The organism is Flavobacterium sp. TC780, assembly GCF_056783245.1.
In genome coordinates, this window is the sequence record NZ_JBXBAV010000021.1 from 1 (window position 1) to 10,642 (window position 10,642).

15 protein-coding genes are annotated in these 10,642 nt (G+C 30.8%); all 15 read right to left on the reverse strand.

The window, feature by feature from the left end; translation table 11 throughout:
• Window positions 1-102 precede the first annotated feature (102 nt).
• The gene (locus tag AC1RYN_RS02195) at window positions 103-741 is read right to left on the reverse strand and encodes a hypothetical protein (RefSeq protein WP_481805662.1); all 639 of its coding nucleotides are present in this window, start codon (window positions 739-741) and stop codon (window positions 103-105) included.
• A gap of 4 nt (window positions 742-745) precedes the next feature.
• Entirely contained in the window at window positions 746-2,023 is a 1,278-nt protein-coding gene (locus tag AC1RYN_RS02200) for a S8 family serine peptidase (protein WP_481805663.1), read from the reverse strand.
• A 58-nt stretch (window positions 2,024-2,081) separates the two neighbouring features.
• Window positions 2,082-3,527 (reverse strand): S8 family serine peptidase, encoded by a 1,446-nt coding sequence (locus AC1RYN_RS02205; protein ID WP_481805664.1) that lies wholly within the window; start codon window positions 3,525-3,527, stop codon window positions 2,082-2,084.
• A gap of 95 nt (window positions 3,528-3,622) precedes the next feature.
• Window positions 3,623-4,915, reverse strand: coding sequence for a hypothetical protein (locus tag AC1RYN_RS02210; protein WP_481805665.1), 1,293 nt, complete (start codon window positions 4,913-4,915; stop codon window positions 3,623-3,625).
• A gap of 157 nt (window positions 4,916-5,072) precedes the next feature.
• Window positions 5,073-5,564, reverse strand: coding sequence for a hypothetical protein (locus tag AC1RYN_RS02215; protein ID WP_481805666.1), 492 nt, complete (start codon window positions 5,562-5,564; stop codon window positions 5,073-5,075).
• A 15-nt stretch (window positions 5,565-5,579) separates the two neighbouring features.
• Complete coding sequence (locus AC1RYN_RS02220; protein ID WP_481805667.1) at window positions 5,580-6,032, reverse strand: CHAP domain-containing protein; 453 nt, start codon at window positions 6,030-6,032, stop codon at window positions 5,580-5,582.
• Window positions 6,029-6,316 carry a hypothetical protein gene (locus AC1RYN_RS02225; RefSeq protein ID WP_264286049.1) on the reverse strand — a complete coding sequence of 96 codons (288 nt, stop codon included), beginning with the start codon at window positions 6,314-6,316 and terminating at the stop codon, window positions 6,029-6,031. Before AC1RYN_RS02225 ends, AC1RYN_RS02220 begins: the two co-directional genes overlap by 4 nt.
• A gap of 272 nt (window positions 6,317-6,588) precedes the next feature.
• Window positions 6,589-6,933 (reverse strand): hypothetical protein, encoded by a 345-nt coding sequence (locus AC1RYN_RS02230; protein WP_481805668.1) that lies wholly within the window; start codon window positions 6,931-6,933, stop codon window positions 6,589-6,591.
• A 309-nt stretch (window positions 6,934-7,242) separates the two neighbouring features.
• On the reverse strand, window positions 7,243-7,443 hold the full coding sequence (locus tag AC1RYN_RS02235; protein ID WP_481805669.1) for a hypothetical protein: 201 nt from the start codon (window positions 7,441-7,443) through the stop codon (window positions 7,243-7,245).
• A 137-nt stretch (window positions 7,444-7,580) separates the two neighbouring features.
• Window positions 7,581-8,282, reverse strand: a complete 702-nt coding sequence (locus AC1RYN_RS02240) for a DUF3164 family protein (protein WP_481805670.1) — start codon at window positions 8,280-8,282, stop codon at window positions 7,581-7,583.
• Window positions 8,283-8,284: 2 nt separating this feature from the next.
• Window positions 8,285-8,563: a hypothetical protein gene (locus AC1RYN_RS02245; protein ID WP_481805671.1), complete on the reverse strand. Its 279-nt coding sequence runs from the start codon at window positions 8,561-8,563 to the stop codon at window positions 8,285-8,287.
• On the reverse strand, window positions 8,556-8,696 hold the full coding sequence (locus tag AC1RYN_RS02250; RefSeq protein WP_264286045.1) for a hypothetical protein: 141 nt from the start codon (window positions 8,694-8,696) through the stop codon (window positions 8,556-8,558). Before AC1RYN_RS02250 ends, AC1RYN_RS02245 begins: the two co-directional genes overlap by 8 nt.
• Before the next feature lie 2 nt (window positions 8,697-8,698).
• The gene (locus AC1RYN_RS02255; RefSeq protein WP_481805672.1) at window positions 8,699-9,073 is read right to left on the reverse strand and encodes a hypothetical protein; all 375 of its coding nucleotides are present in this window, start codon (window positions 9,071-9,073) and stop codon (window positions 8,699-8,701) included.
• A gap of 251 nt (window positions 9,074-9,324) precedes the next feature.
• Complete coding sequence (locus AC1RYN_RS02260) at window positions 9,325-9,540, reverse strand: AAA family ATPase (RefSeq protein WP_481805674.1); 216 nt, start codon at window positions 9,538-9,540, stop codon at window positions 9,325-9,327.
• Between the two features lie 51 nt (window positions 9,541-9,591).
• Window positions 9,592-9,954 (reverse strand): hypothetical protein, encoded by a 363-nt coding sequence (locus AC1RYN_RS02265; protein ID WP_481805673.1) that lies wholly within the window; start codon window positions 9,952-9,954, stop codon window positions 9,592-9,594.
• Window positions 9,955-10,642: the final 688 nt, after the last annotated feature.

Genomic DNA, 10,642 nt, shown 5'->3' on the forward strand with positions numbered 1-10,642 from the left:
CCGCAAAGGCAGAAAGTAGTCTTAACCTTAGCAATACGTAACTGAACGAAGTAAGTGTAAAGTAACATAATGTATTGCTAAGGTTAATACATGCTCCTGTTGTTAGGGACCTTGTCCGGCTTCTATTATTGCAAGATTATATACTTTATTTTCATCAGTAGTGGTACTAGCATAAGTATTAAAAAACTTAGCATCTAAACTGTTTGTATTTGTTTCGGTTGTAGTATAGCCAAATAAACTTGCTGGGATTTCAGGTAATGGTTCTGTTAATTTATTGTGATTAATTAGATCTGTCCATACCTTAGCTATAAAAGGTGTGTTGGTTTCGTTTTTAGGTACTATATTATTGTTGGAATCAATAAACAATTCTTTTTTTAAGCCTCTGTAAACATAATATTTAATAGGAACCCCTACATCAATATGTCTAAGTGGTTTAATAAATACATTTACTTTTGATTCGTTTCCTGTTCCAGTTTGAGGTACAATCAATACCTGGCCACTAGTAACTGCATACGCTTTTTTATCAGTTAGTTGAAACTGAGTTGTAATGTTAAATTTGTTTTCATCAACAGGGCCATACGCTCCTTGCGAATTGACTTGTGCAGTTAATGTTGATTCTGTAAAGAAATAGGATTTAGGTTCATATTCTTTAACTCTATTTTTACCTAAAGCGTTTAGTGTTTCATTTTGTGCACTTTGTGAGCTCAAGCTATAGGTAAAATCAAATGGTTCTATTGGCATGGTGTTAAATATTTACTATTTCTAATTTGACTTCAAGTAGATTATTATTCACATTTATAGTATATGGAAACTTAATATTTGTGTAATCAGGATGATTTCCTAAGGTTTCTATTGGTGTCCCAAAAGTGATCCAATTATCTGGAGGAGTTGATTCTAAAGGCAAATTTTCTCCTGTTTTTTTGTAAAAAACGTCTACGGTACTTTTATCCGTATTTTTTTTAGTAGCTTTTATTTTGAACTTGACTAAATCGGTAGTAAGAACATTTTCCATTAGTAAATGATAATTTTTTTGAACCAATTCTGGACCTACTGTAAGATCTAATTTTGTACCTGGAATAAATGTTGTTCCATCACTCACGCTATTATGTTTTACTATGATTGGTTTGCAGCTAAGTTGCTTGTTGAATCTAATATTATTAGTTCTTACATCATTAGAATCACCATCAAATGGGGCTATGTGTGCTAGTATATATACATTTTTTCTTTTATTTGTTGCTGTAGTTAATCCATTCCACATATTCCATTTTGAAGCTATATCTTTCCATTCTATTGCTATTGTTGTAAAGCCATCAGCTGGAATTATTGGAATTTCTTTAACCGACAAAAGTTTTACATTAGTTTGATCATACCAATTGTTTGGGAACGAAAAGGCAGGATTATGTTCATCTGTAAAAGCAACGAAAACTCTTAAATCACATTCTTTAAAACTTGCTCTATTACCACTATTACGTACTTTAATATAAATTTTTTGATCTTTTGATGTATCAATTGTATTGAAAGGCTGTGTTTCTGAAGGTTCTGTATTGCTAGCATCACTTGATGCTTTTATCCATATGTCTGGACTATTTACAATTTCAGATTCAAGAACGCTTTCTAACACGGTCCCATTTAATCGATCAGCGATTTCCATCTTTGGCTTTTGAAGAGTTGTGGATGTATGCCAGTCTAATGCTAATTGTACAGAGTTTTCAGCATTTACTCTGCCAGCACCTAGATCACTATTTACATTATATCCATAATTTTTCTTAGAATTACTATTTTCAACTGAATATGATGTTGTACCTATTTTGTCAGCCTTTTCTTTTAAAATATGTTTTAATTCAAGAACATTTAAATTAGGATTGGCTTGGAGTAATAATCCTGCTACTCCTGCTACTAAAGGAGATGCAGATGATGTACCTCCAAAACTAGAAGTATAACTACCATAACCGATAGTTTTAATTTCTGTTATTTTTATATCTTTGAGATCTATTTTTTCAATAGTAATTTGATGACTATGCATATTGATTTTCTCAATATGAGCTTTTATTTCTACCTCAAAAGGCGTAGTTGATCCATCATTATGTTTCCCTAAAAAGTAACATTAAACCACCAGTAAATATGCATTTAAGTTTATCATAATCAGTTGCTTGTAGGTTGAATATGTAATTTAATGAATCTTCAGGGTCAATAATGTGATTTATAACAGTAAATACAATTTGGTCGGGTATAATATCATAGTTTGATGGTAGGGTTGCGCTTACTGGAATTTTAGAATCAAATAAATAAGTAGTAGGGCTTATTACTGACTTTATAATAGCATCATATCCAATGTCATTATTTCCTATGTAAAATTTTTGATTAACGTAGCCAAACCCTCTAGGAGTGTTTAAAACCATTCTATTAGAAGTAATTGTACCAGAATTTTTTAATACAGGTATTCTAATGAACGTTCCTACTAAATTATCTGCACTCAGAGTAAAGTACCTGTCTTTAGTAAATGTTACTATATTGTTTGTTGGATTTATGGTTTTTATAATCATGACTTCGTGTTGGTCGCTGGACGGAGTTCCTAATTCTATGCAATTTCCAGAAAATAGTCCATTGACTTTGTCTAGAGTAATTTGATTATACCCGATAACTGATTTGATTTCATATGTATATACTTCACTTTCTGTGCCTATATCACCACAAAATTTATTTGTTGTAGTAAATATTTTACGTTTAATTATTTCAGGGTCGGGTTGTAAATCAAATCTCCCACTTGAAGGAGCGCATATATCTATTTGATCTCCTTTTGAACTATATCCTGAACGAATTTCTTTAGAAGTTGCTATTGTAGAGTCATTTGTTAAGCAAGAAGCGGCAACAATGAAAGGATAATTATAGTTTGATAAAGATTGTACTGACGTAGTATCTTTATCGTCATTTCCAGCGGCAAGACAAATTAGAGTTCCTCTCCCATTTCTACTATATGCGCGAATAGTGTCAAACAAATGCTTTACAGTATTTCGAACGCTTTTCTCTTCTGCACGTGGAGATCTATCCCATAATTTCTTATCGTAAGTTATACTGGAATTTATTACAGCAGCACTTGCTTGTTCTGCTGTAAATATTGAATCAAATTCATATTTAATTAGACCTAATTTTGAATTTTCTAATAATAGACTATTATCTATATTATTTAATGCAATTCTATTATTTTCATAGTAATCCCAATTAATGCCAGAATTAATTAAAAAATTCATTAAATTATTTTTAAAATTAAAAATAGAACTTTCTGGTAAAATGCCTTTAATTGGTAAATTAGCACTATCATTGGCAGCTATTACACCTGCAACTGACGTAGCGTGAGCACTCGGATTTATTGTGTTTAATACATTTATTGCGGGCCTTACAGGACTCGAAGGAATAAAATGCTTAACTTTTTTAATATTTGAATCTTGCAAACCTTCATTAACAGCTTGATAATTAAATCCAAATATATCAGGACTGTTTAACATTCTGTATTCTAAGTCTCCTTCCATAACTCCTATATTGATGGGGTACGTAGAGGTATCTTAGCTATAGCTTGTGGTAATTTAATGATTTTGTGATGCCAATTTCTCATAATGTTTATAATTTATTCAAATAAAAAGGTGTAACCTATATACCTTTGGAGGGTACAGTATGTTTTGTTGTGGAAGTCTGTTGTTTGTTTTTGTGGGTAGAATAATTCTTCATCAAGTATAAAAGAATGTTTCCAACTGGAGTTGAATTGAGGATTTACTTGCGCAGCAAGATATCTTGGCTCATTTAAATTGTAGTTATCTAGATATAAGTTTTTTATGTTATAATCCATAAGCAATACTCGAGAATAATCATTATCATATTTGCTTAAAAAACTATAATTCATTATTTTAGAATCTAATTCTTTAATTTCTAAAGATAATTTTTTATCAAAATCTTTTATTTGTTCTGTCAATTGATTATTACTGGCCAGATTACGCTCATAGATTTCAAACTCATTGTACTTAAGTTTACCAAATTCAAGGTAAGTTGTATTTCTGATAATTTTATTTAAGACTGGATCATTTTCTATTCTAAATACTTTTTTACTTTTTTTTCGATAAGGTAGGATATAACAGTTTTTTTTCCAGTCGTATTGATTGTTATATGGTTGGTCATTTTCGCTGAAAAAATCCGTAATTGTATCCTCACTGCCACAAATTGTAGTTCCTAGGAAACTTATTCGAGTTGTATTTTCTTTAAAGAATTGCTTTAAAGATTTATTCTTGTCAATATTGCAAATAATTGAATTTTCTCCAAGAGGAGATGAACAATGTTCTAATCCGTAAAATTTTATAAAATACATTTTAGGAACGAGATCATCAATATATTCTAGCCCATATGGCATTACTAAAGAATCTATTTGAGCTCTAATTTCAGAGTAAGATAAATTAGATGAATTTTTCAATAATATTAATATTTTATGATGGTCTAATGTCGATACCCTTTTATGTATAGTATTGATTACAGAATCTTCTCTTTGCCTATTATCAATACTGTCTTTTTCCCAAATTTTTATATATTCTGTTTCTGTTTCAACAGTTGTTCCTTTTCTAAATAATTTTAAATTGATTTGAGCAGGATTTTTTTTTATTTTAATAACTTGCGGTTCTTTATTTTTATGATCTACATATATAATTGTGTAGTTGTTCCAGTCGTTGTTTTTAAAATAATAGTACCTGTTTTTTGTATCATATTTAGCTACAATCGCAGGGATCTCAAAGCCTTCAAGAGTTACTTTAGCATCATCAATATTTTTTCCAGTCTCAGCATCTTCTACATATATTTTTATAGTATGGGTTGCTTTTTCCTGAGCTAAGCAGCAAAATGATAATAATGCAAAATAAAGTATTGATAGACGTTTCATAGTAGGTAGATTAAATTTTGGTTAAAAAAAGTTTTACACAAAGTAATATCAATTTACGATCAAATTACTGTATTGAATCAATTGAATAAAAACTTGTTAGTGCTAATTTAGCAACAAAAAGTAATTATATCTTTAATTTTTTACAATTAGTCTCTTGTTAAATTAATCTATGAAATTTGCTGTAAATTTTAAAACAGTAATAAACCAATACCAGAAGAAAGATGCGTCCTAACCAGATTTGTACTTTTTGCCAAAAGGTTAAAACATTCGTAAATTCTGTTGCTCGAACTGTTTTTATTTCTACTTCTTTTACTTGTTGGGATTTCCAAAAGGCGTAGAGTTCCTGTTCTTTTAATTCGCAATCCACGCTAATTTTATTGTTATCAAGACGAACCCTTGGACTTTTTAATGTACGCCCTGGTTCGGCTTGAGTAACATTTTTAAGGACTACTTTTCCATTTTGGCATTCTAATAATGCTTTGAAGGAACTACTGTCTTTTTCTATTTTAAAAATAGTGTCATGTAGGGTTTCTTTGATAGTAATGGTCTTCGTTTTGTCTTCGCTTAGAACCGGTTTCGGGCTACTACACGAAACCAGTACTAAGACAGAAAAAAACAAAAAAACAATGCGGTTTAAATTTTTGCTCATATGATATAGTTGATTTTATAATCTTAAAAATCCTTTAATAGTTTTTATTTCTCTTTTTCTTCGGCATACTTTGTAGCCTTCGCGGCTTCCATTATCATTGGTATTTCCTTCGATAGTATGAATTATGTTCCCAGCTACTTTTTCGACTATTCCGGTGTGTCCTAAGCCTTTTCCTAAATCGAGTATAAAAACGTCTCCTGGCTGAGGTAGGTTTTTTACTAAAAGTGGTCTGGAATTGTATTGATCCAGTACGCCACCAGTTTTTTTTAAAGGATTTTTGGTGGCTATTTGAAGAGCGGCTTTTTGGGTACACCAATAAATAAAAGCCATGCACCAAGAATATCCTTTGGTAAGACCTACGCTTCTTAAATAAATTTCGACTTCTGGACCAGAATTAGTGTTTTTTGGAATTTCCTCCACACCAATTTGGGCAATGGCAATTTCGAGTGTTTTTTGTGCAAGTGTCATATCTGTTTTCCGTTTAATTGTTTGAATTTTTGCAATTCATCGACCAATTGTTGATTTATTAGCATCAATTCTCTATGTTGTATTTCCATATTCTTAATTGTTTCAGTAGCAGCAGTTAGCCGAATTGTAATGTCATCTAGTAATTCCCGATAATACCTAACTGCATTTACAGCATTATCGAGTTCGGCGGCTCTGTCTTCTGCTAATGATTTTCTTTTTGAGAAGAACCAGGTAAGCAATGCAGCAAAAAATGCAGTAAAAGTTGGGTATAAAAATTGTTCCATTCAATGGTTTTTAAAAGAGGGATTAGGTTAGTTATTTGTTTTAAGGAACTGCTTTAGTATTGTTTTTTGAAGAAATTTGGCCTGATTTTTCTATAAGTAATTGCTATAGTTGTTTCCTTTTGAGATTACAAAGGTTAGCCTAAAATAGCTCTTAAAAAAACGAATGCAAGGTGCTTTTACGGTTGTGTTCTGTTGATTTACAGTTGTGTACGGATACTGAACAAGTCAATGTTTTTTCGATTTTAATGATACATCTTTGCAGCAGAAAACTACTAGGAGGATTTATTTTGACTGTTGATTAATTCTTCTATTTTTTTTAACTCAGAAGTGATAGGAGTACATAGAATTTCGTATAAAGTAGTTCTTGAAATAGGATAAACAGGATAAACATATTTACGCCAGACCACTGTAGTAGGAATATCTTCGAGTTTTGTGCTTTTGATACAATTCTTTGATAAGCTTATAGCGTAATAGTTTGTTTTTTTGAATTCCGAGACTTCTGTTGTTTGATATTGACATAATAGTAAAAGATAAGATGAATGATTTATAATTTTTTTTAATAACCAAAGCCATTTGATCCTTTTAATCAACAATGGTTTTACTTCTTTTAATGCCAAGATTGTTGCACTTCATTCTGAAGTGATTCTGCTAAAGACTTTTGTACTAAACAAATTATCAGTCAAAAAAACTTTAATGCAATAAGTCAGCAAACCCCGCATGACGATCCTGTTCCAATGACAATTATGACATGGGAACGACCAGGAAAAAGAATGGTTTTGTGTTATTTATTTAGGCAGAAATGCCTGATTTAGGGTTCCTGCTTTCTTAAAAAGAAAACAGGAACTTTTTTTTATACTTTTTTGTAGTATGAGTTGGGCTACGTAAAATATTCTGTAAGAACTTGTAAGCTTCAGAAAGATTGTAAATTAGCCTTTATATAAAGCTTTAGTATGCTTTTTAAACTTGGGGTTTTTAATTACAATGTTTTCATATTGAATAAAAGCCTGACGTTCCTTATGGGATAAGTCATTTTTAGATCTCCAGTTTCCGTTATTATCTTTAAAAACAGTATGATTATTTACTTCATAACTTTCATGATCTGTAATTGGTTTTATTTTTACGCTCATTTTTATATTGTTTAAAAGTTGTATTTATCTTAAAATAGAGCCATTCCTGAAACAACAGGATTGGCTTAAGGTTGGAAATTATTAATAAAATTCCCAACAGGATTATTGTACTGATATTATTACCCGATTGCATTTGATTATTCTATTGGTTGTTTGGCAAAGAAGTCGAATGAATAGTCACCTAAAAAATTTGCAGATGACATAGATAGCGGAACATTTTTTTTGGAGCCGTCATCTTTAATTAAATTTGCTTCGATATACCAGCTAGAACGTACTGGTTTAAATGCGGCTGCAATAATTTCGACACCATCAGTAAACTCTTCATTATTAAAATCTCTAGTTAATTTTTGCAACTCTAAAACACGAGATCCTTTTAAGTTTCCTTTAGCATCTTTTTTTAAGAGATTAAAAACAATTTTAACCAAGGCAGCAGTTTCTGGACTTGTAGAGAGAGAAGAAATATAATTTTGAACTTTCTCAATTCCTGCACTAACAGTATCATCCCAGCCGTCATTAATGCGATATCCAATTGTAATTTCTTCCTTATTAATAGAGAACGTATGCGACATTTGTTTTTCTTTTAAGCCATACACTTGATTTTTTAAATCCAAAATAGTCTCAAAAAATCGGAACGTTTCAGTCTTGGCATTGCTAATCATTTCTGATGTAGCATATAACTTAAACATAGCTTTTGGAACAGTCTCAGCCACAAGTTTTTTATAAGCTTCTCTGTCTGCATTTTTTTTACCCTCTACAATTGCCAATGCATCTTTTAATTCTTGAGCGGAGTATGTTGTTAGAGCAAATGATTTATTTATATCTGTTGTTACTATGTTCATAATTATAGAGTATTTACTATTTCGTTGTTAAAAGGATCTTCATAAGATGGTTTGAATTTATAGACATCAATAAGTTGGATAACTTCACTAATCTTTGTTTCAATGTTTTTTGAAACAGGACGAGGTTCAGCTTCAGGCTCCGATAGAATGTGTAACCATTGAAACCGTTCTTGGTTAATACAAATTCTTTCGCCAGCGGTAAACATTTTCATTTGTTCAGAGCAAAACTGTAGTGCTAGATATAGTAATGCGATACGATTGGTTATTTGATCATTATTCATAATTTTTTTGTTCTAAAAGGGTTTTTAAATTTTTTAAATCTGATTCTATCAAATTACGTTGGGGGTTGTGCGGGTTATCAATTAACCAAGTTTCTAATTCTTGTATTTTTGCTTCTATTTGAGAAATTGTCATTGTTAATTTAGATTAAAGGTTAGGGATGAGTTTTTTGTGTCATAAATTTTTAAGGAATCTATTGTTGGTGTTGTTGCAATTTCCTGTATTAATATTGATGGTTTTTGATTGAACATTTTATACGTACAGTTGTTGTAGCATCTTTTAAAATCTTCGGTTGTAATCGACTTTTCATAGCGTTGAGTCAACAAGTTAAATTCAGTTTCACATTTCGCATATTCTGCGATGTACCATTTATTAATTTTTGCATTAGCAATGACTTTTTGATATTCACGGGCATCAACAGTCACACTTTCGCACCATCTTACATAAGACCCTAAGAGCATGTTTTCGTAATCCTGAGTACTCATTTGTAGTTTTTGATTTGTTGTAAGCATGATTATCTTGTTTTAAGGTCAAATTGTATAAGACTAAATTTTGTTTTGAACTGCCTGAATTTTTCGTTTTACTCTTCTAAGATCACCTTCAGAATCAGCGAATATGGCCTTTATTGATTTTACGTCAGTCGATACCATTGGCAATACATATTTGTGTTATATCGATGAAACTAACTCCTTTTAATTCTATAAAATGACGACCAATTCGAGAGTTGATTTCTTTATATCCTTTGCGGTTTAGTTTGATCCCTTTATTGATACGTTTTTGATAAATGATCAGTGGCGCAAAGTACAATTCCACAGTGTTCTTCTAATCTGTTGTATAATGTGATAAAGAAATATAATACGGTATCAGGTAATTTGTCAGCTTCGTCTAATATAATAAGAGGGGTTTCTTGAGACTTTAATTTTTTTACAATTTCATTCATCATTTCTACAACAGAAAAACCACTATAATCAACTCCTATTGCTAAAAGTAATTGAGTTAGGAATTCTTTGCGATTCCAGTATTCAGCAACTCAACAGGAACAAGAATTTTTATTGTTTTTTGTATAGATTTCAAAAGACATTGATTTTCCAGAACCTGCATCACCTGTTAAGGCAAAAACGTGAGCATGCTGTTGTGCATCAGTCAATACTTTTGAAATTATTTTAAAATCGGTGGTTTCTACACAAAGCCATTTTTTAGAGAAACAGTTTATTTGGGAGGCTATATTTTTCCACATTACAGCAGATATGGTTTTATGATTGCCATTTATAATTTGTGAAAGTAATGTTGCAGAAATACCATTTAATGAATTGGCTGCTTTATTCGGACTCCCTTTTTGAGCAATGTATACTGATAGTTTCTCTTTAACCTGATTTTTAAATTCTGTTGTCATAAATAGTTTTTTATAGTTTTAGGGGGGTAATCTAGTTGCTTTCTATTCCATTTACATTAAATCATAAATTTTATCAGTATTTGTATTTAAGATAACCTGATCTGTTTTTTGATATTGGAAATGTTTTTCCTTTAATAATGGTATGTTTGGTTATATGCAAGAAATTATCACAGTATCTGAACATAGTTTAGATCGTTTTATCTATAGGTTTATGAAAGATTCATCATGAATTTCGCTTGCTTCTTGGAGTAATAGTACTTTAGCTTTTAGTCTGATTTTTTTAGCATTAAAAGAATTAAAGACATAATTTAGACTCATATCCACAGTTTGCCTGCTTACTCCTAAGTCCTCTGCGATTTTCCTTTTGTGTTTCGGGTGTAGGAGAATATTTTTCATATCTTTGATTTTATAAATGGTTTTTTCTATTTGATGATGCAAATTCGAATAATGTTTCGATTTTAAAAAGGAAATTTCGAATTTTTTTTCGAATAACATGTTACAGAAATGAGTATGGGGGATATAACACTGAAATCAATGAAATAGCTGTAGAATATTTTTCTGATAATAATTCTAAATTCGCAAAAACAATGGGTACTAGCGAAGCTAATATTAGAAATTATCGTAGGTGCTGCCTCCCTAACAACAGGAGCATGTATTAACCTTAGCAATACGTAACTGAATCAGTAAA

Bases quoted from the DNA above. Each gene is read 5' to 3' on its own strand.
- AC1RYN_RS02195 (WP_481805662.1), bottom strand. From the start codon at position 741: ATGCCAATAGAACCATTTGATTTTACCTATAGCTTGAGCTCACAAAGT.
- AC1RYN_RS02200 (WP_481805663.1), bottom strand. From the start codon at position 2,023: ATGCATAGTCATCAAATTACTATTGAAAAAATAGATCTCAAAGATATA.
- AC1RYN_RS02205 (WP_481805664.1), bottom strand. From the start codon at position 3,527: ATGGAAGGAGACTTAGAATACAGAATGTTAAACAGTCCTGATATATTT.
- AC1RYN_RS02210 (WP_481805665.1), bottom strand. From the start codon at position 4,915: ATGAAACGTCTATCAATACTTTATTTTGCATTATTATCATTTTGCTGC.
- AC1RYN_RS02215 (WP_481805666.1), bottom strand. From the start codon at position 5,564: ATGAGCAAAAATTTAAACCGCATTGTTTTTTTGTTTTTTTCTGTCTTA.
- AC1RYN_RS02220 (WP_481805667.1), bottom strand. From the start codon at position 6,032: ATGACACTTGCACAAAAAACACTCGAAATTGCCATTGCCCAAATTGGT.
- AC1RYN_RS02225 (WP_264286049.1), bottom strand. From the start codon at position 6,316: ATGGAACAATTTTTATACCCAACTTTTACTGCATTTTTTGCTGCATTG.
- AC1RYN_RS02235 (WP_481805669.1), bottom strand. From the start codon at position 7,443: ATGAGCGTAAAAATAAAACCAATTACAGATCATGAAAGTTATGAAGTA.
- AC1RYN_RS02240 (WP_481805670.1), bottom strand. From the start codon at position 8,282: ATGAACATAGTAACAACAGATATAAATAAATCATTTGCTCTAACAACA.
- AC1RYN_RS02245 (WP_481805671.1), bottom strand. From the start codon at position 8,563: ATGAATAATGATCAAATAACCAATCGTATCGCATTACTATATCTAGCA.
- AC1RYN_RS02250 (WP_264286045.1), bottom strand. From the start codon at position 8,696: ATGACAATTTCTCAAATAGAAGCAAAAATACAAGAATTAGAAACTTGG.
- AC1RYN_RS02255 (WP_481805672.1), bottom strand. From the start codon at position 9,073: ATGCTTACAACAAATCAAAAACTACAAATGAGTACTCAGGATTACGAA.
- AC1RYN_RS02265 (WP_481805673.1), bottom strand. From the start codon at position 9,954: ATGACAACAGAATTTAAAAATCAGGTTAAAGAGAAACTATCAGTATAC.